Origin of the sequence: uncultured Henriciella sp., assembly GCF_964005855.1 — a bacterium.
Lineage (GTDB): Bacteria > Pseudomonadota > Alphaproteobacteria > Caulobacterales > Hyphomonadaceae > Henriciella.
Window position 1 is genome coordinate 89,813 of record NZ_CAXFSW010000006.1, and the last position, 24,107, is coordinate 113,919.

General features: G+C 63.9%; 14 protein-coding genes. 6 read left to right on the top strand and 8 right to left on the bottom strand.

The features are described from left to right. The first annotated feature begins 33 nt into the window (after positions 1-33). From ABNU55_RS09665 to ABNU55_RS09675, 3 genes are read left to right on the top strand one after another with little or no spacing between them, the layout of a single operon-like run. Positions 34-1,410 carry an SDR family NAD(P)-dependent oxidoreductase gene (locus ABNU55_RS09665; protein ID WP_348764337.1) on the top strand — a complete coding sequence of 459 codons (1,377 nt, stop codon included), beginning with the start codon at positions 34-36 and terminating at the stop codon, positions 1,408-1,410. After that, the gene (locus tag ABNU55_RS09670; RefSeq protein ID WP_348764338.1) at positions 1,403-8,719 is read left to right on the top strand and encodes a beta-ketoacyl synthase N-terminal-like domain-containing protein; all 7,317 of its coding nucleotides are present in this window, start codon (positions 1,403-1,405) and stop codon (positions 8,717-8,719) included. The genes ABNU55_RS09665 and ABNU55_RS09670 overlap by 8 nt, the downstream gene beginning before the upstream one ends. Beyond that, positions 8,712-9,293: a GNAT family N-acetyltransferase gene (locus ABNU55_RS09675; protein WP_290754043.1), complete on the top strand. Its 582-nt coding sequence runs from the start codon at positions 8,712-8,714 to the stop codon at positions 9,291-9,293. The genes ABNU55_RS09670 and ABNU55_RS09675 overlap by 8 nt, the downstream gene beginning before the upstream one ends. Here the strand turns inward: ABNU55_RS09675 and ABNU55_RS09680 are convergent. Genes ABNU55_RS09680 through ABNU55_RS09690 form a run of 3 tightly spaced genes read right to left on the bottom strand, consistent with a single transcriptional unit; the run spans position 9,271 to position 10,690 of the window. Continuing rightward, positions 9,271-9,936 (bottom strand): 4'-phosphopantetheinyl transferase superfamily protein, encoded by a 666-nt coding sequence (locus ABNU55_RS09680; protein ID WP_290754041.1) that lies wholly within the window; start codon positions 9,934-9,936, stop codon positions 9,271-9,273. The genes ABNU55_RS09675 and ABNU55_RS09680 overlap by 23 nt on opposite strands. Further along, complete coding sequence (locus tag ABNU55_RS09685) at positions 9,933-10,526, bottom strand: sigma-70 family RNA polymerase sigma factor (RefSeq protein WP_290754039.1); 594 nt, start codon at positions 10,524-10,526, stop codon at positions 9,933-9,935. Before ABNU55_RS09685 ends, ABNU55_RS09680 begins: the two co-directional genes overlap by 4 nt. A 38-nt stretch (positions 10,527-10,564) precedes the next feature. Further along, positions 10,565-10,690: a NepR family anti-sigma factor gene (locus tag ABNU55_RS09690; RefSeq protein ID WP_290754036.1), complete on the bottom strand. Its 126-nt coding sequence runs from the start codon at positions 10,688-10,690 to the stop codon at positions 10,565-10,567. A 405-nt stretch (positions 10,691-11,095) separates the two neighbouring features. Here ABNU55_RS09690 and ABNU55_RS09695 point away from each other — a divergent pair, with 405 nt between their 5' ends. Then, positions 11,096-12,859, top strand: coding sequence for an autotransporter assembly complex family protein (locus ABNU55_RS09695; protein WP_290754034.1), 1,764 nt, complete (start codon positions 11,096-11,098; stop codon positions 12,857-12,859). Further along, positions 12,859-17,061, top strand: coding sequence for a translocation/assembly module TamB domain-containing protein (locus ABNU55_RS09700; protein WP_290754031.1), 4,203 nt, complete (start codon positions 12,859-12,861; stop codon positions 17,059-17,061). The genes ABNU55_RS09695 and ABNU55_RS09700 overlap by 1 nt, the downstream gene beginning before the upstream one ends. Here the strand turns inward: ABNU55_RS09700 and mmsB are convergent. The 4 genes from mmsB to ABNU55_RS09720 are packed head-to-tail and all read right to left on the bottom strand — an operon-like array spanning position 17,058 to position 21,652. Continuing rightward, positions 17,058-17,948 carry a 3-hydroxyisobutyrate dehydrogenase gene (gene mmsB, locus ABNU55_RS09705; protein WP_290754029.1) on the bottom strand — a complete coding sequence of 297 codons (891 nt, stop codon included), beginning with the start codon at positions 17,946-17,948 and terminating at the stop codon, positions 17,058-17,060. The genes ABNU55_RS09700 and mmsB overlap by 4 nt on opposite strands. 15 nt (positions 17,949-17,963) lie before the next feature. Beyond that, the gene (locus ABNU55_RS09710; RefSeq protein ID WP_290754027.1) at positions 17,964-18,989 is read right to left on the bottom strand and encodes an enoyl-CoA hydratase/isomerase family protein; all 1,026 of its coding nucleotides are present in this window, start codon (positions 18,987-18,989) and stop codon (positions 17,964-17,966) included. Then, positions 18,986-20,125: an acyl-CoA dehydrogenase family protein gene (locus ABNU55_RS09715; protein ID WP_290754025.1), complete on the bottom strand. Its 1,140-nt coding sequence runs from the start codon at positions 20,123-20,125 to the stop codon at positions 18,986-18,988. The genes ABNU55_RS09710 and ABNU55_RS09715 overlap by 4 nt, the downstream gene beginning before the upstream one ends. A gap of 30 nt (positions 20,126-20,155) precedes the next feature. Next, positions 20,156-21,652: a CoA-acylating methylmalonate-semialdehyde dehydrogenase gene (locus ABNU55_RS09720; protein ID WP_290754022.1), complete on the bottom strand. Its 1,497-nt coding sequence runs from the start codon at positions 21,650-21,652 to the stop codon at positions 20,156-20,158. Between the two features lie 109 nt (positions 21,653-21,761). Here ABNU55_RS09720 and ABNU55_RS09725 point away from each other — a divergent pair, with 109 nt between their 5' ends. After that, positions 21,762-22,658 carry a LysR family transcriptional regulator gene (locus ABNU55_RS09725; protein ID WP_290754020.1) on the top strand — a complete coding sequence of 299 codons (897 nt, stop codon included), beginning with the start codon at positions 21,762-21,764 and terminating at the stop codon, positions 22,656-22,658. A gap of 3 nt (positions 22,659-22,661) precedes the next feature. Here the strand turns inward: ABNU55_RS09725 and ABNU55_RS09730 are convergent, their stop codons facing one another. After that, on the bottom strand, positions 22,662-23,855 hold the full coding sequence (locus ABNU55_RS09730) for an acyl-CoA dehydrogenase family protein (protein ID WP_290754017.1): 1,194 nt from the start codon (positions 23,853-23,855) through the stop codon (positions 22,662-22,664). Positions 23,856-24,107 lie beyond the last annotated feature (252 nt).

A 24,107-nucleotide genomic window follows, 5' to 3' on the forward strand; every position in this document is an offset into this window, starting at 1 on the left:
GTCGCCTATGTCAGCCAGCCCGCAATAGGCCGGGTGACACCGGGCCTGCGCGAAGCCTCGCTGATCGAATGGGTGACGCCAGACCTTGCCGCCGCCCAGCCTTTCGTCGCCGCGCTCAACGCCTCAGGTTTTCAGGTGAGCGCCGTCACCGCTCCAACCGGCAAGGCCAGCGCCTTGATCCTTGCCCACGGCCTCGCCAGTCCGCGTGAGACCCTGCACACGGACGCCGTCGCCGCGCTGAAATCCGTCGCCCCGCACTTTGAAGCCCACGGCGGCACGCTCATCCTGCTCCAGGACACAGGCGGGCTCTTCCAGCCGCACGACCACCGCGCCTGGCGCGGCGGGCTCTCCGGCCTCGCTCGCACTGCCGCGCGCGAATTTCCGGCCGCCACTGTCCGCCTGATCGATATCGACACCGCCGGCTTCGGCGCCGATCTCGCCGCCAGCCACCTCGCCGAAGAACTCCTCACCGGCGGCACCGCGCCTACTGCCGGCCTCAGCCCAGCCGGCCGATACGTCCCACAGGACACGGGCCTCACCCTGCCGCGCAACCAGCCCGGCCACCTCGGCCCAAAGGACGTTATCCTCGTCACAGGCGGCGCGCGCGGCGTGACCGCAGACTGCGTGATCGAACTTGCCCGGCGCACCGGCGCCCGCTTTGCCCTGCTCGGCCGCTCGGAAATTACGCCGTGGCCGGAGGGTCTGCCTCAGACAACGGACGAGAAAGCTCTGCGCGGCGCCCTCGCAAAAGCCGCTAAAGAGACCGGCGAAAAGGTCACCCCCGCCGCCCTGAACCAGCGCGCCCGTGCCCTGCTCTCCGGCGCTGAAATCCGCCATACGCTCGACGCCATCGCCCATGCAGGCGGTGAGGCGCACTATATCCCCACAGACGTCTCGGACCCCGCCGCCCTCGGCGCCGCGCTGGGCGATATCCGCACCCGGCTCGGAGAGATCACCGGCCTCGTCCATGGCGCGGGCGTTCTTGCCGACAAGCTCATCCGTGAGAAGACACCCGAGCAGATCGCCCGCGTCTTCGGCCCCAAGATCACCGGCCTCGAAGCGCTCATCTCGCAGCTCGACACCAGCCAGCTCAAGACAGTCGTCTTCTTCTCTTCCGTGGCCGCTCGCTATGGCAATGCCGGACAGGCCGACTACGCCATGGCGAACGAGATCCTGAACCGGATGGCATGGTGGCTGAAATCGGCCAACCCAACCGCCGCCATCACCTCCATCAACTGGGGCCCATGGGATGGGGGCATGGTGGACGATGGCCTTCGCGCCAAGTTCGCTGAGCTTGGCGTCTCCCTCATTCCCAAGGCCGCCGGCGCCAATGCCTTCGCGGACGCCGTTCTCGCAGGCGCCGCCTGCCCGGTTGAACTCGTCGCGGGCGCGGAGATCGCGCATGTCTGAGCCGAAATTCGAGCCGATTGCCATTGTCGGGCGCGGCTGCGTCCTGCCGGGCGCGCTCACCCCCGACGCGCTCTGGCAGGCCGTGCTGAATGAGGAAAACCTCATCACAGATGCCCCGCCCGGCAAATGGGGCGTCACCGACGCCGAGCGGAAAGCGATGGGCTATAAAGGCGCCTTCGTCACCGGCTTCGACAAGGTCTTCAACCCCGCCGCCCATGACCTCGACGGCCTCGACGCCGCTGACCTCGACCCGGTCTTTCAGTGGCTGCTGCACGCAGGCCGCGAAGCCTGGCGCGAAGCCGGACAGCCAAAAGCGCGCAAGTCCCGTATCGGCGTCATCGCCGGCAATCTCGGCTATCCGAGCCGCGCGCTCTCGGACTTCGCCGCAGACATCTGTCTGGACGGCACCTCTCCCATCCACCCGCAGAACCGCTTCAATACCGGCGGCCCGGCCCGGCTCCTCGCCCGCGCGCTGGGTGCCAGCGGCCCCGCCTTCGCCCTCGATGCCGCCTGCGCCTCCTCCCTCTACGCCATCAAGCTCGCCTGCGACCGGCTACAGGATCATAGCCTCGACATTGCCATCGCGGCGGCTGTGAACGGCGCCGATAATCTCATCCTGCATCAGGGATTTTCCGCCCTGAACGCCCTCTCGCCGACAGGCCGCTCACGTCCCTTTGTCGAGGGCGCAGACGGTCTTGTCCCGGCGGAGGGCGCCGCCGCCATTGTCCTCAAACGCCTGTCGGACTGCGATCTCGCAGACCGCGTCTTCGGCGTCATCCGCGGCATCGGCCTCTCCAATGACGGGCGCCGCAAGTCGCTGCTTGCCCCCGATGGGGACGGCCAGCGCGAAGCCATGGCCGCCGCCTGGGCCGGCTCCGGCCTCAACCCCGCCCGCGATATCGGCCTCCTCGAAGCCCACGCCACCGGCACGCGCACAGGCGACGCGGTCGAGCTTGCAGCGACCGCGCAGCATTTCGCCGGGCTCGAAGACCTTCCCATCGGCTCGCTCAAGGGCAATCTCGGCCACCTCGTCACCGCCGCAGGCATGGCGAGCCTCATCAAGCTGACCTATGCGGTGAATGAGGGCATCATCCCGCCAACCCGGCTCGATGGCGGCACGATTGCAGGCTTCGACGGCTCTCCTCTCACGCCCGCCCGGCAGGGGCAGTGGCCGGAAGACCGCCCCCGGATCGCCGCTCTCTCCAATTTCGGCTTTGGCGGCAATAATGCCCACCTCATCCTCGCCGCCGATGACGGCCAGCGCGCCCGAAAGAAGCCGGCCAAGGCCAGCCAGAAGCCGCCCCATATCGCCATTACCGCGACCGGCCTCTCCCTTGGCCCGGATCGCGGCGTCGCCGCCGTTCTGCAGCGCCTCATGCGACCGCCGAAAGACCCGCGCGGGCCCATGCAGACCACGCATGCCGACCCGAAAGCCCTGCGCGCGCCGCCGTCCGACCTCGCCTCGGCGCAAGGCCAGCAGGTCGCGCTCTGGGACGCGGTCGACGAAGCCCTCGCCCGCACCTCGCTGCCGAACGGCGCACGCGTCGGTGTCTTCACAGGTTTTGCCTGCTCGCCTGAAGCGACCCGCTGGATGCTCCGTGCACGGATCGCAAAGCGCCTCGCCCTCGACCCCAACTCAAAGGAAGCCGATACCGCCCGCAATACCATCGCCCCCCCGCTCAAGGCGGGCGACGTTCTCGGCGCCATGCCCAACGTCTCGGCCAACCGGCTGAATGTGCGCGGCGACTGGCGCGCCCAGGGCTTTGCCGTGATGGAGGAAGAGGCGTCCGGCCTTCGCGCGGCAGAGCTTGCCATACGCGCGCTTCAGGCGGGCGAGATCGACGCCGCCATCGTCGCCGCCGCCGATCTCTCGACCGATCCCGTTCACCTTGCCAGCGGCAGTGAGCGTACCGGTGACGGCGCCGCCGCCCTCATCCTGCAACGCAGCGCCGACGCACCTGCTGCCACAGAAATACGCGCCCTTCGCATCGATGCAGAAGCTTCGCCCCCAAACGCTCTGATCGCCCGCCTCTATGGGCACGCCCACGCCGCAGGCAGCCTTGTCGAACTCGCAGTGCAGGCCGAAGCGACATCGCGTGGTCTCCAGCTCACCGGCGACGGCCTCATCCCGCGCCTTGATCCTGCCAAAGCAAAGCCCGCCATTTCCGGCGCCGCTATCAAGCTGAAAGCGCGCCCACAGCCTTCACCGGACCTGCTTCGCCCGCCGCTGCATCTCGAAACCTACGGCGCAGACAGCTCCGACGCGTTGATCGCCAGCCTTGAGGCACAGGACCAGGCCAATGAAGGCCAGCACCGCGTAGCCCTGCTCGCTGCCCGCCCTGAAGAAATGAAAGCGCTTCGTCTCGAGGCCGCCTCACGTCTGTGGTCCGGCCGGCTTGAAAACACGGGCGGCCTCTTCTTCGGGCAAGGCACGCCGGCGGGTGAGCTTGCCTTTGTCTTTACCGGCGCGGCGGCTGCCTATCCCGGCATGGGGCGCGATCTCTTCTCCGCCTTCCCGGAGCTTGGCAGACTTGTCGCCCAGCGCTTCCCAGCTGCCCAACCGGTTGCCGATACGCTCGCCACCGGCCTCGAAACCGCGTTCAGCCAGCTTCGCGCGACAACGCTGGTCTCGCAGGCCCAGCATCTCCTTCTCACAAGAAAGCTTGGCCTCAAACCGGCTGTGGCCATGGGCCTCTCCTCCGGTGAGACCAACTCCCTCATCGCCTTCGGCGCATGGGAAGACGCGGACGGCCTGATGGGCACGATTGGCGAGAGCGGCATGTATGACCGCTATCTCGCCGGCGCGTTTGAAACCGCCCGCAAGGCATGGGGTGAAAAGGCGCCGATAGACTGGGCGACCTGGCGGCTTCGCACCAGCGAAGCCTCGGTGCGCGATGCCATCAAGCCAGAGCCGCGCTGCGACATCACCATCATCTATAGCGCCAGCGATGTCGTCATCTCCGGGGAGGCCGCCGCCTGCCAGCGCGTCATCAAGCGCCTCGGCGCACCGGCCATCCGCGTGCCGCATGACCTCACCGTGCATACGCCGGCCATGCGGCCCTATGAGAAGACCTGGCACCAGCTTCACTTCCGCAAGACAAAGGCCCCGGACGGCATCCGCTTCTACGCCAATGCCATTAATGGCGCCTATGAGGTCTCTGCCGACAGCGCCGCAAACATGCTCACCGGCCAGGCCATCGCGCCCATTGATTTCCCTTCCACGCTGCGCGCCGCCTATGCCGATGGCGTGCGCAGCTTCGTAGAAATCGGGCCGCGTGACACGCTGACAGGCGCCATTCAGGAAACTCTGGGTGCGGGCGTCATGGCGCTCTCTACCGACAAATTCGGCGCGCCCGCACTCGACAGTATCAGCCGCCTCGCCGCTCAGCTATTCGCCGCCGGTCACGCGCCCGATGTCGACTGGCTCAAGGCGCAGCTGGTTGAGGCCGCCAGAAACACGATCCCGTTGCGAGCCGCGGACAAGATGTCCGTGACCTTCGATGCGCATGTGGCCCCGCCGCACCTGCCGAAACTCCCCGGACACTCAGGAGGCGGCACACGCCGCCACCTTGTACGACCCAGGCGGCCTTCCTTTGATCCGGGGCCGCTTCCGTCTGCGAAACCCGGCCGGGCGCGCACCTTGCCACTGCCCCCCGGCGCCAGCTGGACCCCGCCTGTCGTGAAGACGGTGGGCACGGCTGTTCTGGACCGCAAATCAGCCGCGGCAGACACAAAGCCTGCAGCCCCGACGCCACCCAAGCCGGCGCCTGCCAAACGGGTCGCCTCCGCCCCCGCGCAGGCCCAAAAAGCCGTCGCGCCTCTGGAGCGCAAGACGCCCACCGGCCCGTCCTTTACGCGCGCGCAGATCGAACAGGCCGCCGCCGGGAACATCTCGGACGTGTTCGGCAAGGCCTTCGCTGCGCAGGACAAGTATCGCCGTCAGGTCCGCATGCCGCGTCCACCCATGCTTCTCTGTGACCGCATCACGGGCATCGACGCCGAAGCGCTCGTTCAGGGCAAGGGCACGATCTGGACCGAGACCGATGTCACGGAAGACCTCTGGGCCGTCAGCGACGGCATGCTGCGTCCCGGCCCGCTGATCGAGGCAGGACAGGCAGACCTTGCGCTCATCTCATGGATGGGCGCCGACATGCTGAACTGTTCAGATCGGGTCTATCGCCTGCTTGGTTGTGAGCTGACCTTCCATGAAGGCGGCCTGCCGCGCGTCGGGGAGACGCTGCGCTTTCAGATCTCGATCAAGGGCCACGCCAACCTCTCCGGCGTGCGCATGTTCTTCTTCGAATATGACTGCTACGCCGATGAGCGCCTGCTTCTTTCGGTCCGCAATGGGCAGGCCGGTTTCTTCACCGATGAGGAGCTGGCCAATTCCAAAGGCGTGCTCTGGGATGCCAGCGAAGGCGCGCCCACCGCAGACCCGCGCCTCGACAAGGTTTCTGCCTCCACGAAGCGCAGCTTCGATGCTGCCGAAGTCGCAGCATTCCGCGCAGGCGACACCTATCGCTGTTTCGGGGCCGGTTTTGAGCGCGCCGCCCCGCATACACGGCCCGCCCGCCTGCCTGCCGGAAAGCTCGCTTTGTTCGATGAGGTGATGGAATTTGCGCCAGAGGGCGGCCCATGGGGGCGCGGCTATCTCAAGGCCCGCCACCATGTCCCAAAGGACGCCTGGTTCTATGATGGCCACTTCCATGAAGACCCCTGCATGCCGGGCACGCTCATGGCCGAAGCGGCCGTTCAGGCGCTGGAATTCACCGCCGCCGGGCTTGGCCTCACCGTAGAGCGCGACAGCCATGTCTTCGAACCGGCACCGGGTGAGCCCGCGACCTTCTATTGCCGGGGCCAGGTCACGCCAGACGCAGACCATGAAGTGACCTATGAAGTGTTCGTCGATGAGGTGATCGACGGCGAAGAACCCATGGTCTTCGCCAGCCTCCTTGCCCGCTCTGATGGCCGCAAGGTCTTCTATTGCCCGCGCTTCGGTATCCGTCTGCGCCGCCAATGGCCGAAAACGCCAAAGACCGCCGCCATACCCTGGTACGTCAATGACGCCTGCGATGTGCGCGGTGACAGCGCCGCCCTGATGGAATGCGGCTCCGGCGCGCCAAGCGCCGCCTTTGGCAGCATGTATAAACCCTTCGACACGAAGGGCGCTGTCCCCCGTCTGCCCCAGCCGCCCTATCATATGGTGAGCCGCGTGCTTTCGGTGACAGAACCCGCCGGTCAGCAGGCGGCCGGTCTCACCGCTGTCGCTGAATACGACATCCCAAAAGACGCCTGGTATTTTGAGGATGGCGGCACAGGCACAATGCCGTTCAGCGTCCTCACCGAAGTCATCCTGCAACCTTGCGGCTGGCTCGCTTCCTATTGCGGCTTTGCCCTGTCCGGCGAAACCCGCTTCCGCAATCTCGACGGGGCCGGAAAGCTCGCCCGGCAGATCCGCCCCGGCGACGGCACCATCCGGACGGCCACGACGCTCACCCGCTGCTCTCGCGTCGGGCCGATGACCATCGTCTTCTTTGACCTCACCGCCACGCTTGGCGACGGCACACCTGTCATCACGCTTGAGACGAGCTTCGGCTTTTTCACCAAGGCCTCACTCGCCGCGCAGGCCGGCCTCAAACCGACCGAGGCCGACCGCGCCTTCTTCGACGCCCCGGCCGACCCGCCAAGCGAAGCCGGAACGGCGCTTCAGCCCTCGAAAAACCGGCTTGCCCTCTTCGACGTCATTGACCGCTTTGAACCGGCAGGCGGCGAGGCCGGCCTTGGCCGTATTCGCGCACGTCAGTCGGTTGATCCCTATGCCTGGTACTTCAAGGCGCACTTCTTCTCAGATCCGGTCCAGCCCGGTTCGCTCGGTCTCGACATGCTGGTCCAGCTCCTCGCCCGCGCCGCCGACCTCAAGGGTCTCGCTAACCGTTTCGACCATCCTGTCTGGGAGCCGATTGCTGAAGAGGGCGAGGTCAACTGGACCTATCGCGGACAGGTCATGCCGACCGCGAAACAGGCAACCCCCATGGTAGAGATCACCTCGGTCGAGGAGAGCGACGAGGCGACCATCGTGACGGGACGCGGCGTTCTCTGGGTCGATGGCATGAAGATCTATGAGATGCGCAAGCTCAGCGTCCGTCTGTGCACCGCCCATGCACCGTCCATGCACCGCCAGTGCACCGTGTTTTCTGATGGAAACTCCGGCTGGATACAGTCGCATAGACCAACGCACACCCTCCCCGCCCTGCCGCTGCTTTCACAAGCCGGAATGGCCCTTCGTCAGGCGGCCGCGGCCGGTTTCGAAGGATACCCGATTGAATTAAGGGACTTTTCCCCAAAACGCTGGGGCAGCCTCACCGGCGAAGGTCTCAGCGTCGAGACACGCGTGACCCCTGACGGCAGCGCGACGCTGCGCGGCCGTGACAGCCTCTCGGGCGACGCGCCCTGGTATGAAATTTCCAACGGAAAGATCAGCCAGCCGGTACGTGGACCGAAGCCCAGACTGGACGCCAAAAAGCATGGAAAGAAGCGCGCTGATCCTTATGCGTCCGGCGACCTTTTCCACGGCCCCGCCATGCAGCCGGTTATCTCCATGCGCCGTGACAGCAAGGGATTTGAGGCCATTCTCGACCTGGGATGCGCGATCCATCCCGGGGATCCGTTCGATCCCGTCATACTGGATGGCCTCGTCCACGGCCCGCCCCACGAAACGCCCGAAGACTGGTTTGAGGATGCGGAGAATACCGCCATTTACCCCGTCCGCATCACCCGCCTGACCCTGCTTCAGGCCCTGCCAGCAAGCGGCCAGCTCACCGTGCGCGGGCGGCCCGAAACCCGTATTCCAGGCTCCGATGATTTGCCCGTCACCATTGAGGCCTATCTCGAAGACGGCAGCCTCTGGGCGCGGCTCGACCTCATCGAAAAAGCCTATCCGAAAGGCAAGCTCGGTGCGCTTAACCCTCTGTCCCGAAAGGCTTTTCTGACCGGCGCCAGCGACGACACAGTCGCCCCGCTGAGCTGGGAAGAGCATGGCCGGACGCTGGTCGCGCCCGCCGATGTCCTCGCCTGCGACTGGCTACCCGGCACGGTCGCCGCCGCCTGGGGCCTTCCCGGCCTCAAGGGCGCCGACCTCGTCAAAGGCGTTGCCATCAAGGAATTCTTTGCCAGAAGATGGGGCCTCCACCCCCAGAAACTGACCCTCGATCCGCCTTTCGTCATCGGCCCAAATGCCCGTAGCCGTTACGATTTGCGCTTCGACAAGCAAGCGCGCGCCTGGTCTGTCGGAGATGACCCCTATGAGTGAGTTCGACCTTGTCGAAATGACCGACGCGACCCTGCCGCTGGTCCAGCATCTGCGCTACCGCGTCTATTGCGCCGAAAAGCAATTCGCCATGGCAGGCGCGGATCATGAAAGCCGGCTGCTTCGTGACGAGGCAGACCGGCTCGGCCAGACCTATGCATTGTTCGACGGGGCAGACCTTGTCTCCAGCGCGCAGGTCATCCCGGTCGAGGTCGATGACCCTCCTGAAAAGTTTAGGCTTTTTGATCTTCCCGGCATCCTGCCGGCAGGCACGAGCTGTGTCATCGTTTCAAAACTGGTGACCGCCCCAGAGCGGCGCGGATCGAAGACGCTGGGGCCCATCATGCGCGCCGTGCTCGGCTATGTCGCCAAAGGCCAGCACCGCTTCATCGCGATTTTGGCTGAACCCCAGATGCGGGAGTTCTATGGCTCGATGGGCTTTGACATCCGCAAGGAAGGCATCGAGGCGCCGCCCTTTGGCACTGTTTCCCTTATGGTTTTTGACATGCAGGACGAGCGGCACACCAGCGGCAAATCGCTTGCCGGCTGGATGTTCAAATCCCTGTTCGCACGCTGAAGACAAGACTGCAGCAAGCCTCAGCTCCTACGTCCAGCCTGACCAGCCGAAACGCCCCGAAAGTCTCCACCAGTGTGGCTGCATCCCGCTCGCCTGAGATAAAATCTTCCGGTATTTCAACCTTCTTCGCGCCGCCGCGCAGCCCCTTTCCCCGTGCCTTCAGCACCGCTTCCTTGGCTGTCCAGAGCCGGTAGAAACGCTCAAGACGCTCGGTTTCTGCGCCCGGTGAGAGCACACACTCGGCCTCCTGGGGCTGGGCCACCATCTCCAGCATGGGACCGGTCTGCCGCGCAGCCTTCCGCTCTATGTCGATCCCAATGAGGCCGCCCGCCTGAATGGCGGCCACGCCAAGCGGGCCGGACCGCGACCAGCTGATCGCCGCCTCCGGCCACCCCGTAATCTGCGGGCGGGCATCGTCAAAGCTCTCAATCCGGATATCGCCCGCACCCGGCAGCGTCTGCGCCGCCAGCGAGCGGGCAAGCCAGCGGGCGTGCAGAAAGTCCTGCGCGTCTTCGCTGCGTTTCAGGCGCCCGGCGCGAGCCGCTTCAGCCTCATCCAGGGGCTCAAATGGGTCAGAAACCGCCCGCCGGTCAGAGAACGCCCATTGGGGAAACGCAGAATCTGGGACGTGCGGCGAGGTCACGCCGACGACTGGGCGCTGGCCAGCATCTCATCGAGACGCGAGAGGAGGGCCGGGAACCCGGCCTCGACCGAGGAGGGCAACATATCCGGAGACCGCTCCGCCGAGACAAAACGCTGGCGCACGGTTTCGCGGGCCCGGCTGACGCGGCTTTTGACCGTTCCGGCCGAACAACCACAGACCTCACCCGCTTCCTCATAGGTCATGCCGGCTGCAAGAATGAGGATCAGCGCGTCGCGCTGGCCATCGGGCAGCTCGGCGATGATGCGTTCCAGACGAGCAAAATCCTTGGCCGACTCCGGCCTCGTCTCGGTCACAAGCGCACGCGCCACCGCGTCCGGTTCGATATTCACGCTGCGCCAGGAGCGGCGCTGCTGCATATAGTATTCATTGCGCAGGATGCGGAAGAGCCAGGGCCGCATCGGCTCGGCCGGATCGAACATTTCCTGCGAGGTCCAGGCCTTGAGACAGGTCTCCTGAACAAGATCATCTGCCAGGCAGGTATTTCTGCAAAGGCTTATGGAGAAGGCCCGAAGCTCGGGAAGAAGCGCTTCCATGCGCGCCACAAACGACATGTCCAAGTGATCTGCCAATCACCGACCTCCCAACAGGGACGAGCTTCCGCCGCGCCCTACTTCCCCTTGTTTTCCTGCTCTCGCAGGCGTTCGATCAGCGACTGCAGCCTTTCCGGGACCGGCTCCCCAACCGTCTCCCGATAGACGTAACGCAGCGCCTCTCCAACGGGCGGTTCCTTCATCCAGGGCGATGGCGATGTCCGGGGGCGTGGCGGGGATCTCTTCTCAGTCAAAGATACAGACTCCCCAAGATAAGAATTTCAGGCCCCGTTTCGTGCCACACTGCCCTTTCCGTCGCAACTCAACCGAAAGGGAGCTAACACGAATTTCCCTAACCCCTTTCTAAATTCACCTGAAAACCTGCCATTGTCTCTTGTCATAAGGCCGTCCGGCGCCGACCAGAAGCCGTGTCGGCCGGGCGCACATGTCGGAACTGTAAATTGCGCGCTTTGACCAGCAACATAAGCAGAATACGGACGTTGAATTCGTTCGCACGCGACATACCGCTTATGTACAAGGGCCCAGACGACTGGGGGATTTTTTCTGCGGTTTTCGCGCCGCGAATGTGCCGGACTGGCTTGGGAAGAATGTTGAATAGATTTTTATTTTCCCTGCTCGCTGCCCTCATCTTCGCCGGCGTGGCGGCAGCCAAGACCGTAGATGTTGAGTATGCTGGTGACCGGCCGGACGAGGCGTTGCGCGAAGCGGTGCGCAATGCGTTGCCGGACGAAAATACCCCGAAGACCGCCCTTGAGGCCCGAAGGCAGGGCCGACGCGCAGCTGAGGCCGCCCGCGCCGCGCTCAACAGCAAGGGATATTACGACCCGCGCATCGACCTTGCCATTCTCGGCACCGATGCGCCTGAAGCCCGCCTGCGGATCGATACCGGACCCCGTTTCGCGCTGGCCAAAGTGGCTGTCTCCTTTCGTGGAGAGGCCCCCACCGAGGAAGACCAGAAGACCATTCGCGACAACCTGCCTGTCAAAAGCGGCCGGCCTGCCATTCCTTCCAACGTGATCGACGCCGAACGCTGGATTGTGAACACCTTGCGCGATGAGGGCTATCCCTATGCCAGCGTGGACGAGCGCCGCGTCCTGGGCGACCGCGACGCCGAAACCATCAGCGTGACCTATGAAACGACGTCCGGTCCCCGCGTTGTCTTCGGCGAAACGACCTTCCCTGAGGAAGACGTCCTGACAAAGGCAAGCTATCTGCAGCGCCTCGTCCCCTATGAGGAGGGCGAGGTTTACGATCCGGCCAAGCTGTCGCTTTTCAATACGCGGCTTGCGGAAACCCGCATGTTTCGCGTCGCGCGCGCCTCGCTCGCCTCAGAGCCTTCAGGCACGACAGAAACGGGCGAGGAGATCCGCAATGTCGAGATCAAGCTGACCGAACGCCCGCGCAACACGGTTGCCCTCGGCGGCAGCTATTCGACCAGCGAAGGCTTTGGTGTGACCGCGGAATTCGCGCGCCGTAATCTGACCCGCCGCGGCGACCTCCTGACAGCGGATCTGACCGTCGCCGAACTTGAACAGGCGCTTGAAGTGGTCTGGCGCCGGCCCAATGAATTCGGCTATGGGCGCGGGCTTGTCCTGTCGACGGGCGTCAACAATGAAACAACCGATGCCTATGACCGTCAGGCGGTGTCGCTCGGGGCGGCCTATGAAGTCGTACAGGGCCCTGATTTCACCTATTCCTACGGCGTGCAGGGCGAGATCGCGCGCGAGGAAGACGAGTATGGCAGCCGCGACCTGCAAATCCTCTCCGTCTTTGCCGATGCCCGCCTCGACAAGACGGACAGCCTGCTGGACCCGCGTTCTGGCTGGCGGGCCAATGCCCGGGTCGAGCCGAGTTACACTTTCGGCGACGAGACCAGCCCTTATGTGCGGTCTGTCGGCCAGGTCAGCGCCTATCTGCCTTTCAATGAGAGACGTTTCGTTCTGGCCGGCCGGTTCAAGGCGGGCGCGGTCGTCGGCGCCGATGTCGAAAACCTTTCTGTCGATACCCGCTTCTATTCAGGGGGCGGCGGCAGTGTGCGCGGCTATGCCTATCAAGCCATCGGACCGCGCGCGGAGGATGGGACCCCGCTTGGCGGCTCGTCACTCATAGAGGCGTCTCTGGAGGCACGGTACGCCTTGCGTCCCAAGATTGGCATTGTTGGCTTTATCGATGCGGGGGCTGTCTCGACCGACCAGTTCTCTGATTACAGCGAGACGCGCTATGGTGCGGGTCTTGGCGTACGCTATACCACACCGGCGGGGCCGATCCGGCTTGACGTGGCCACGCCGCTGAATCCAACCGATTTTGACGACCCGGTCCAGATCTACATCTCTATCGGGCAGGCATTCTGATGCGTAACGAACAGTCCGCCCCAAACACATCCGGCGAGAAGAAAAGCCTTGGACGCCGCATCCTCAAATGGGTGCTGATCGCGGTCGGCGTGCTGCTGGTGCTCGCGCTCGTGCTGCTACTGGCCCTGCGCTTTGCAGCCCAGTCAGGCTTCGGCCGGGGCTTTGTCGAGACCCGGATCGAGGCAGCAGACCCGTCGGGCCAAGAGATTGAAGTCGAAGGTCTGAGCGGCGATCTTCTTGGCAAATTCAGGATCGAGCGCCTGACGGTTTCGGACGAGGAAGGCGTATGGCTGGTCGCCGAGAACCTGCTCGCCGACTGGAAACCCTTCGCGCTGCGCCGGCGCGCGCTCACAATCGAGGCGCTGGAAGCCGATCTTATCCATGTCATGCGGCGCCCCATCCTGCAGTCCAAGCAGAAGGACAACACCGGTGGCGGATCGATGCCTATACGGACCGGCAAGCTGGACCGGCTGAGGATTGGTGAGCTGCGTGCCGATGAGGGCGTCCTGCCGCGTGCCCTGTCGCTGAATATAAATGGTCAGGGCCTGATCGGGCGCGATGGCGGGCGCACGCAGCTGGAAGTTCTGCCCCTGGATGGCAATGGCGACGAACTGGTCGCCGACCTTACCTGGTCGGATGATTTCCGCGTGGATGGCAAGCTGAGCCTGGACGGGCCCGCTGGCGGTCTTTTTGCCAGCCTTGCCCGGCTGGAAGAGGATCAGTCCATTTCCGCTTCGCTTGATGCCGATGGCGCGCTCAATGACTGGCAGGGTGACGCGGACATTGAGGTGAACGACCAATCTCTTCTGCAGCTCGACGCCAGGGCGCGCGGCGACCTCATCAGCTTCCAGTCGGAGATCCATCCGGGCCTTCATCCGCTGGGCCGCTCTGTCGCCGGGACGCTGGGGGACACGCTGAATATCGAGGGTGACTTGTCCCGCGATGATACCGGGCCGGTGCTGGATGTGACCGCGCTCGCCGAAGGTCTCGAACTCAGCGCAATTGCCAGACAAAACGGCGATGGCGGCTATACGAGCGATTTTCGCCTGACCGCCGACAATCCGACCCGCTATGCCGAGATGGAGAATGTCAGTGTCGGCCAGGCGACGCTGGATGGTGTGCTTGTCTATTCCGATGGGACGGCGCGTTTCGACGGCGATATCCGCGCTGCCGGCGTCGATGTCCCGTCCTTGCAGGCAGAGACCATTTCCGGACCGGTCACCGCGATCTATGGCAACGCCACTGCGTCCGTGCGCACGACGCTGGAGACGCAGGGCACGGTCCTGCCCGGCATGGCCGGACAGGTTGCCGGGCGCCAGCCGGTGCTTGTCCTGAACGCTGACTATGACCTTGGCGCGAAGACCCTCGACTTTCGCGAAACAAGCGTGCGTGGCAAGGCCGGGCAGGTCTCCGTACAAGGCGATCTCGCTTTCGGCCCCCAGCTCAGCGCCGATATGTCGGGCAGCTTCCAGATCGATGGTGCCGAGGCTGATCTTGCCCGGCCCGTCAATCTGGCAGGCAATTTCGAGGCAGACCGTGCAGGCGGCGGCGTCACCCGGTTCAACACACGCATCTCTGCAAGCCGGCTCGGAGACCTGCCCTCTCCGATCAGTGACTGGGCCTCCGATGAGGCTTTCCTGACCGCGGAGGGACAATTGCGCGCCGACAATTCGGTCGACCTTAACGCGGTCACGCTGGAAAGCGGCACCCTCTCGCTCAACGGATCGGGGCGCATCTCCAGCGACCGGCGCGTGTCAGCCTCCGCGCAGCTATCGGCTGGCGAAGCGGTTGTGGCTGGCTACATGCTGGAGAGCGTCACGGGCGGCGCCGAAGCCTCCGGCCAGCTGGACAGCCTGGACTTCGTCATCAATCTCAATGCCCCGCAGCTTGCCAATGACACGCTAACCTTCACCGATATCGATCTTGGCGCGGACGGGACCTATGGCGAGGGCGCACTGAGCGCGAAAGCGCGTCTCAACGCCGATACGACCAACGGGCCGCTCGATTTCGATACCGCGCTCACCCTCAATGGCAGCGACTGGCAGGTGAGCGGGCTGGAAGCAAACTGGGGCACGCTGCGCGCCGATGCGGACCTAAGCGGCTCTGGCGGCGAGATCGCGGCAATTACGGGCGAGGCCAATGTGCGCGGCGATCTGCCCAAGGGTCTGCCGGCCCGGCGCATCGATGCAAGCGCCAACATCAATGGCGAGGCGCTGGCTGTCGACGCCATTCTGGAAGAAGTGTCTGCCGGGCCGACACGGGCGGACGCGCTCATCATCCGGGCCAACGGAGCACCGTCAAATGTGGACTTCGTTGTCGAGATGGAAGGCAGTACGCGGCTGGATGATCTTTCATATCCCACAGCGCTCAACATAGACGGCAATGTGCGCGGCCTGACGGAGGGCGCGCCCGATCTCAGCGCCTCGATCAGCGCCATTCTCGGCGATGTCGGCTTCGTGACCGAAGAAAAGCTGCGCTACACTGCCTATGAAGACGGTTATGAGGTGACTGCAGAGCTTGCGGCACTGGGCGGCTCCCTGACCCCGTCGCTCAGCACGCGCGGGGAGACCCAGATCCGCGTCGACGCCGAAGGCCTGCAGCTTGCCCCGGTCCTCGTCCTGATGGGGCGCCCCGCACTGGATGGCGCCCTCGATCTCAGCCTGGCCTTCAGCGAGACGCCCGGCGGTGGCCTCTCCGGCCCCATTGAAGCGGAGATGAAGCGCATTTCCCGGCCAGGCTCGGACATCGCGCCGGTCGACCTCTTCGTTTCCGGCGAGCTCTCCCCCGATCTGCTCGATCTTAATCTGCGCGCCCTCGACAATGAGACGCTGGAAGCGCGTGCGGCGGTCGATATTCCTGTGACGACATCCGGCAACGCACCCTTTATCCAGCCTGTTCCCGGCGCTGAAATGCCGTTTTCGGTGCAGGCCAATGGCGAGATCGAGGCGATTGCCGCCCTCTTCGTGCCACCTCAGATGGTGCTGCAGGGCGAGGTGGCGGCAGACCTCTCCGGGCGCCTGCCGACGCTGGACGAGACATTTTCCGGCACGGTTCAGTTCAGGGACGGCGTCTTTGAGCATGGCGATCTCGGCATGGTGCTGAACCGCATTTCCGCCGATACCCGCCTTGGCTCTGGCACCGTGACCCTGGACGCCTTCAGCGCGCGTGGCCGGGCCGGCGGCACGCTGGAGGGCAGCGGCTCTATGGCCATCGATGGCTCGGGCCGCAGCGATGTGGAAATTCGCGCCGACAAGCTGGTCGTGACAGAACGGCGCGAAGGCTCCGCCACGGTCAGCGGCACGCTGTCGCTCAACCAGCAGCCAGAACTGCTTGAGATAACGGGAGACCTGACCGTCGATGAAGGTCAGCTCAATCTTGAGAACCTGCCCCAGGGCGGACCGCCAACGCTCGATGTCAACTTCCGCGATCCGAAGCAGGAAGAAGAAGACCAAACAGCAGAGGAAGCGGCAACGCGGCTCGATATCTCCCTCAACGCCCCGGACCAGATTGATGTCAGCGGGCGCGGCGTCAATGCAGAGCTTGGCCTCAACGCCGATATTGTCGGGCCGATTGGCAATCCGGTCATTACCGGACAGGCGGAAATCGTGCGCGGCCGGTTCGATCTGCTCGGCAAGCGTTTCGAGTTCCGGGAAGGCACAGTGAGACTGGCGCCCGAACTGGATGAATCGCGGCTTTCCGTCCGAGCGGTTCATGAGGCCCGCGACGACATCACGGCGATCCTGAACGTCACCGGCACGATCTCCCGCCCGGAAATCGAGCTGACGTCGCAGCCGGTGCTGCCGGAGGATGAAGTCCTCTCGCGTGTCCTGTTCGGCCGCTCGCCGACGCAGCTGACGGCGCTAGAGACAGCACGTCTGGCGGCAGCACTGGCGCAGCTTTCAGGTGGCGGCGGGTTTGACCTGCTCGGCGGGATCGAAACCGCGCTTGGCCTCGACACATTCGATGTCGGCAGCGGCGCCGGTGGAGGCGTCGAGGTGACCAGCGGGAAATATCTGACAGACAATGTCTATCTGGAAGTGCGCTCAGGCGCGGCCGGCGCGCCTGGTCTCGCCATCGAATGGGAGCCGATCGAGAATATCGAGGTCGAAGCGGCTACCAATACGGGCGAGGATCAGGGGCAGGAACTGTCGATCCAGTGGACGCGCGACTTCGATGATCCGGGCAGCAAGAAGAAAGACTAGAGTTCACCCTTCAGGCGGCGCATGACGCCCGAAAAGTCGAGATCGCCGAAACCATCCTCATCGAGCTTGGAATAGATCTGCTGGGCGTGATTGCCGAGCGGCGTATCAGCGCCGACATCGTCGCCCGCCCCCATGGCAAGGCGCAGATCCTTCAGCATCATGGCGACGGCGAACCCCGGCTTGTAATCACGGTTGGACGGCGCGGCAGGAACGGGGCCTGGCGCGGGACAATAGCTCGTCATGGACCAGCACTGGCCGGAGGCTGTCGAGGAGATGTCGAAGAAGGTCTGCGCATCAAGGCCCAGCTTCTCAGCCAGATTGAAGGCTTCACAGGTGCCGATCATGGAGATACCGAGCAGCATGTTGTTGGCGATCTTGGCGACCTGTCCATTGCCGGGGTCACCGGCATGGAAGACGTTCTTGCCCATCACATCGAGCACGGGTTTTGCCTTCTCGAAACCGTCCTTTGGACCGCCGACCATGAAAGTGAGGGACCCTGCCTCGGCGGCTGCGACGCCGCCCGACACAGGTGCGTCCATATAGGAAAAGCCGGCTTCAGCCGCTTTGGCAGCCGCATCGCGGGCTTCCTCCACAGCGATTGTCGAGCAATCGAGGAAAAGCGTCCCCGGCTTTGCGTGCGCCGTGACGCCATCATTGCCGAAATAGACCTGATGGACATGCTTTCCGGCTGGCAGCATGGAGACGACCACATCGACATCGCTCACAGCCTCGCCAACAGTTGCAGCGGCTGTGGCGCCTGCGGAGACAGCGGCCTTTACGGCGTCTTCATTCAGGTCGAATGCGAGCACGTCATGGCCGGCCTTGGCGAGGTTCGCGCACATGCCGGAGCCCATATTACCAAGGCCAATGAAAGCGATCTTCGTCATTGTGAGGTCTCCTCCCTAGAGAAATGTAAGCTCGTCCGCACCCAGCGGCGCAAAGAAGCTGTCGACCAGCTCTTCATCCACTGAGGCAAGATCGGCCGGGACCCATTTGGGGTCATTGTCACGGTCAACGAGAACGGCGCGCACACCTTCGATGAAGTTTTCGGTGCAAACCATGCGCGCCCCGATGCGGTATTCCATCTTCATATTCTCGCGGAATTCACTGAGTTTGCCGCCTTCGCGCAGCTGGCGATGGGCGACCTTCAGCGTGAGCGGTGATTTGGATTTCAGGGTGTCGGCCTGTTTCTGTGCCCACTCGCTGCCCGCTTCGAGACAGGAGATAATCTCCTCGACCGTCTCCTTGGCAAAGCAGCGATCAATTTCGGCGCGGTGCTCAGCAAAGCTGCCTTCTGCCGACTGCTCCAGACCATCGAGGGCCTCCAGGCCCTGCTCGGCGAGCTTGCCTGCAAGACCCGATGCATCCTCAACGAAATGCGTGGCCACACCGGCGGCGAGGACATCCTTACCCTTGAGGCGCGCCCCCGTGAGCGCCAGCCATTGGCCCAGCTCACCGTCGAGGCGTGGCAGGAACCAGCCGCCGCCGACATCCGGGAACAGACCGATCCCGCTTTCCGGCATCGCAAAGACCGTGTTGGCGGTGGCGACGCGCACATCGCCGTGCACGGAGATACCGACACCGCCGCCCATGGTGACCCCGTCCTGAATGGCAACGTAAGGCTTCGGATATTCCTCGATCAGGGTGTTGAGGCGGTATTCCGCCGCGAAGAAAGCCTGCGCCTCCTTGCCATCGGCCTTGCCGGAGTCCTGCAGCATGCGGATATCGCCGCCCGCGCAGAAGCCACGCGTGTCTTCGAGATGATCGACAACGACCAGCTCAACCGCCTCGTCCTCGCGCCAGGCGAGCAGCGCCTCAATCATCAGCTCGCACATTTCCTGATTGAGCGAATGGAGCGCTTTTGGGCGGTTGAGCGTGATCCGCCCTGCCCGGCCTTCTTTACGGGCGATGATGACTTGATCGGTCATACCTGGCCTTTCATCATTTCACGCGCGACGATGACGCGCATGATTTCATTGGTGCCTTCAAGGATCTGGTGGACGCGGAGATCGCGCACGATGCGCTCGACTTCATAGTCGCCGAGATAGCCATAACCGCCATGCAGCTGGAGCGCGTCATTGGCGACCTTGGACGATGTGTCGGTGACAAAGCGCTTTGCCATGGCGCAGAACTTGGTCGCGTCCGGCGCTTTCCTGTCGAGCTTGGAGGCGGCCTCATAGAGAAGCGCGCGGGCGGCAGCGAGTTCGGTTTCCATATCGGCGAGCTTGAACTGCGTCGCCTGAAAATCGATGATGGCGCGGCCAAACTGTTCACGCTCCTGCACATAGGCGAAGGCGCGGTCCAGCGCGTCCTGCGCCCCTCCAAGGGCACAGGCAGCAATGTTGAGGCGTCCACCATCAAGGCCGGCCATGGCGAATTTGAAGCCATTGCCCTCATCACCCACACGGTTCGTCGCCGGGATGCGGCAATCGTCGAAATTGACCATCGCCGTGGGCTGGGCGCGCCAGCCCATCTTGTCTTCATGCTTGCCAAAGGAAAGCCCTGGCGCATCCTTGTCGACGATGAAGGTCGAGACGCCGCGTGCGCCGCCCTCATCGGTACGTGCCATGACGACATAGACATCAGAGAAGCCCGCGCCCGAGATAAAGACCTTGGCGCCGTTGAGGACATACTCGTCCCCCTCAAGCCTGGCCGTGGTCTTGAGACTGGCCGCATCAGACCCGGCCCCCGGCTCGGTCAGGCAGTAAGAGGCGATAAGTTCCGTGGCCGTCAGGCGCGGGACATATTTTGCGCGAAGCTGGTCATGCGCGAAACTGTCGATCATCCATGTCGCCATATTGTGGATCGACAGGAAGGCTGCGTGGCTGATGTCGCCGCGCGAGAGCTGTTCGAAGATCAGGGCTGCATCGAGGCGCGTCAGGCCAGAGCCGCCATGTTCCTCACTCGTATAGATGCCGCCAAAGCCAAGCTCGCCCAGCGCTTCCAGCTTGGAACGGTCGAGATTGCCATCCTTGTCCCATTTCGCCGCATTGGGGCGTAGCTCGTTCATGGCGAAATTCTTCGCCATGTCCGAAATCATCGTCTGTTCTTCAGTCAGAAGCATCCGTCCATCCTTGTCTGAAAGGCGGTTATCCTACTGCATGGTCGGGATGATGAAAGCCTGATCGCCAACATCGCCTTCCGGCCAGCGCTGGGTGACGGTCTTGATCTTGGTCCAGAAGCGGACGCCTTCCGGGCCGTGCTGGTTGGTATCGCCAAAGGCAGACCGCTTCCAGCCACCGAAGGTGTGATAGGACACCGGCACCGGGATCGGGACATTGATGCCGACCATGCCGACATTGACTTGCGCGGCAAACTCGCGCGCGGCGCGGCCGTCCGAGGTGAAGATCGCAACGCCATTGCCATACTGGTGATTGGACGGCAGGGCTGCTGCCTCTTCCAGAGTCTCGGCGCGCACGACCTGCAGGACGGGGCCGAAGATCTCTTCCTTGTAGCTGCGCATCTCCGGCTTCACATGATCGAACAGCGACGGGCCGACGAAGAAGCCATTCTCATGGCCCTGAAGCGTATGTCCCCGGCCATCGAGTTTCAGCTCAGCGCCTTCCTCGACACCCATGCGGATATAGTCCTCGACCTTCGCCTTGTGTGCGGCCGAAACGACCGGGCCGTAATGGGCGTCAGCGTCTGTCGAGATACCGACTTTCAGGTTCTGGGCGGCTTCCAGCATGCGCTCCACGAACTCGTCGCCGGTCTTCTTGCCCACGGTGACAGCAACCGGCAGCGCCATACAGCGCTCGCCAGCCGAGCCATAGGCTGCGCCGACAATGTCCTTGACCGCCTGCTCCATATTACAATCCGGCATGATGATGCCGTGGTTCTTTGCCCCGCCCATAGCCTGGACACGTTTGCCGTGCGCGGTGCCTGTCGCGTAGACGTATTGGGCAATATCGGATGAGCCGACGAAGCTGACAGCCTTCACATCCGGATGCTTCAGGATGGCATCGACCGAGCCCTTGTCGCCATGCACGACATTGAGCACGCCTTCTGGCGCACCCGCTTCGAGGAAAAGCTCAGCCAGACGGACCGGCACGGACGGATCCTTCTCGGACGGCTTCAGCACGAATGTATTTCCGCAGGCGACCGCGACCGCGAACATCCAGCAGGGGATCATGGCCGGGAAGTTGAACGGCGTGATGCCGGCGCAGACGCCCAGCGGCTGGCGCATGGAATAGACATCGATGCCGGGGCCAGCGCCTTCGGTATATTCGCCCTTCTGAAGATGCGGGATACCGCAGGCAAACTCGACCACATCGATGCCGCGCTGGACGTCGCCTTTTGAGTCTGCGACCACCTTGCCATGCTCGGCGGAGAGGAGCTCGGCGAGCTCATCGATATTCTGCTCCAGCAGGTCCTTGAACTTGAACAGGATACGGGCGCGGCGCTGGGGATTGGTCGCCATCCAGCCGGGAAGCGCGGCCTTTGCGGCCTCAACCGCCTGATCGACTTCGGCATCATTGGCAAGACCGACCTGCGCCTGCACCTCTCCGGTATTCGGATTATAGATATCGCTAAAACGGCCAGAGCCGGATTTTACCGTCTTGCCGGAAATGAAATGGTCAACGCTGCGCATCTGGTTTTCTCCCATAACTATCTTTGTTCCTGTTTATCTCTGGCGCTCACGCAGTTAAATACGCACACATGCAGGTTGAACCTGCAATATCGCAGGCAGGGACCGCGCTATGAACTGGGATGATCTGAAACTCCTGCTTGAGATAAGCCGGCATGCGAAACTGTCAGATGCCGCCGCGCGGACGGGCCTTGATGCCACAACGGTCGGGCGACGCCTGCGGCGGCTGGAGGCTGACCTTGGCCTCTCGCTCTTCGAGCGGACGCGGCGGGGCCACATCCTGACATCGGCCGGCGAAGAGATCGTCGCCAGGGCTGAGGCCATCGAACAGTCAGCTCTGGAAATCTACGCGCAGGCCGATACGGGTGGAATGGAAGCGAGCGGACGCGTGCGCCTTGGCGTGACCGAAGGCCTCGCCAACAGTCTGATTGCCCCGGCACTGGCAGGCTTCCGGGACCGCTATCCGGCCATCGCCCTCGACCTTATTGCCATGTCCGGCTTTGCGAGCGTGCCCAAGCGCGAGGCTGACATGGCGATCATGCTGGCCCGGCCGACATCGGGGCGCCTCAAGGTTCGCAAGCTGTCGGATTACGCCCTGCACCTGTTCGCCAGTCCGGCCTATCTCGCACGCAAGGGCGTGCCCGGCGCCCCGCACGAACTCGCCGCCCACACGCTGATCGGCTATGTCGACGATCTCATCTATTCACCGCAGCTTCGCTATCACGCAGAGATCGCGCCAGGCCTGTCCCTGCAATACTGCAGCCCATCCATCATTGCGCAGCTGCAGATGGCGCGGGCGGGACTCGGGATTGCGGTCCTGCCGAACTTCATGGCGGCGCGCGACGAGACGCTTCGACCTCTCCTGAAAGACAAGGTGCGGGTCGAGCGCAGCTTCTGGCTGAGCACCCATGAGGATCTCGCCCCGCTTGCCCGCATCCGGGCGCTCAGCGAGTTTCTGGGCGAGTTGTTCGAGACGCACAGAGAGATCGTCCTGCCCAGCCACGACTGAGCGTCAGAGCATGGCCGTATCGGCCGGCTGGCCGAGGAAGAGCCGCCCTGTCGTCTCCCATGTGGAAGCACCGACCATGATGTGCTGGGTCGCCACATGAACATCGCGAAAGCGGCGCTGGATGGGCGACTGGCTGTAGACGGCGGTGCCGCCGGCCAGCTCATAGATGCGGTCGACGGCGCGCCTGGCCGACTGTACCGCGCTAGTGGTGGCGAGACGAAGGTCGCGGCGGGCGTCAAGGCTCACGGGGCCGTCCAGGGCCGTTTCCCACGCGGCTTCGATCGCCTGGTAAAAGAAAGCGCGCGCCTGCCGGATGTCTGCCTCGCTCATCGCGACATCGCGGTGGGTGAGCGCCTTTTCCGACAGGGTCTTGCTGCTGCCTGAGGGTTTCTTGGCGCCGGCAAGCTCATAGAAGTCATCCATCGCGCCGCGTGCCGCCCCCAGCGCAACGGCGGCAATCCCGATGGCAAGCAGGCCGAAGGCCGGAAACCGGAAAATGGGCTCATCCTGACGTGTGCGGCCAAAACCTGCGGTCACGCGATCTGCTGGCACGAAGGCGTCTCGCACCTCAAAATCAGTGGACCCGGTGCCCTTCAGGCCGGTCACATGCCAGGTGTCGATGAAATGGAGCTGGTCGGCGGAGAAGATCGGGGCAAGCTGTATCGGCCCGCCCTTGTCCGACATGATGAGCTTGCCGTCTTCCCCCGCGAGGAAACAGCCCCCGCTGACCCAGTCGGCATTCTGCGTGCCAGAGCCCCAGGCCCAGCGGCCATTGATGCGGTAGCCCTTCACGCCCTCCTGCTCGGTTTCCACAGCGCGGCCCATGGGCGCGAAGACGCCGGCGGTCTTGACGCCCGGCCGGGAGAGGAGGGCGCGCACCGTGTCATTATCGGCATAGGCCATGCCGAAGGCGGCCGTCGTCGCAATGAAGCTGCACCAGGCGGGCGCGGCATCGCCGCGCGCAAGCGCTTCCACCGTCTCGGCATAGTCGGCAGGGGAGGCACCCTGCCCGCCATCCTCAACCGGATTGCACATCGCATAGAAGCCCGTCTCGGCGAGTGTCTGGGCCAGATCCTGCGGCAGCTTACGGACATCTTCGGCTTCCGGCGCCCGCGCGGCAAGTTCCTTCTGCCAACGCCGCGCGCGCTCGATTAGCGATATCTCTTCGTCTATGTGTGCATCAGTGTCCGCTGGCATAACTTCCTCCCATTCTCCCGGCTCTCGGTCCGGTTCAGAAGACCGTACCATAGCCGGGCGGGCATTGTCGCGAACTGCACGAACGTGGATGTAAGACGCTATCCCGGGCGTGATGCAGTACGGTGACAGCCCCACTCGCGAGCGAAGATTTTCTGCCCGGAATCAAAAAAGCCCCCGATCCGAAGATCAGGGGCTTATTGGGTGCGGGAGTAGGATTTGAACCTACGACCTTCAGGTTATGAGCCTGACGAG

Bases quoted from the DNA above. Each gene is read 5' to 3' on its own strand.
- ABNU55_RS09675 (WP_290754043.1), top strand. From the start codon at position 8,712: ATGAGTGAGTTCGACCTTGTCGAAATGACCGACGCGACCCTGCCGCTG.
- ABNU55_RS09670 (WP_348764338.1), top strand. From the start codon at position 1,403: ATGTCTGAGCCGAAATTCGAGCCGATTGCCATTGTCGGGCGCGGCTGC.
- ABNU55_RS09715 (WP_290754025.1), bottom strand. From the start codon at position 20,125: ATGCTTCTGACTGAAGAACAGACGATGATTTCGGACATGGCGAAGAAT.
- ABNU55_RS09720 (WP_290754022.1), bottom strand. From the start codon at position 21,652: ATGCGCAGCGTTGACCATTTCATTTCCGGCAAGACGGTAAAATCCGGC.
- ABNU55_RS09730 (WP_290754017.1), bottom strand. From the start codon at position 23,855: ATGCCAGCGGACACTGATGCACACATAGACGAAGAGATATCGCTAATC.
- ABNU55_RS09710 (WP_290754027.1), bottom strand. From the start codon at position 18,989: ATGACCGATCAAGTCATCATCGCCCGTAAAGAAGGCCGGGCAGGGCGG.
- ABNU55_RS09690 (WP_290754036.1), bottom strand. From the start codon at position 10,690: ATGAAGGAACCGCCCGTTGGAGAGGCGCTGCGTTACGTCTATCGGGAG.
- ABNU55_RS09725 (WP_290754020.1), top strand. From the start codon at position 21,762: ATGAACTGGGATGATCTGAAACTCCTGCTTGAGATAAGCCGGCATGCG.
- mmsB (WP_290754029.1), bottom strand. From the start codon at position 17,948: ATGACGAAGATCGCTTTCATTGGCCTTGGTAATATGGGCTCCGGCATG.
- ABNU55_RS09700 (WP_290754031.1), top strand. From the start codon at position 12,859: ATGCGTAACGAACAGTCCGCCCCAAACACATCCGGCGAGAAGAAAAGC.
- ABNU55_RS09695 (WP_290754034.1), top strand. From the start codon at position 11,096: ATGTTGAATAGATTTTTATTTTCCCTGCTCGCTGCCCTCATCTTCGCC.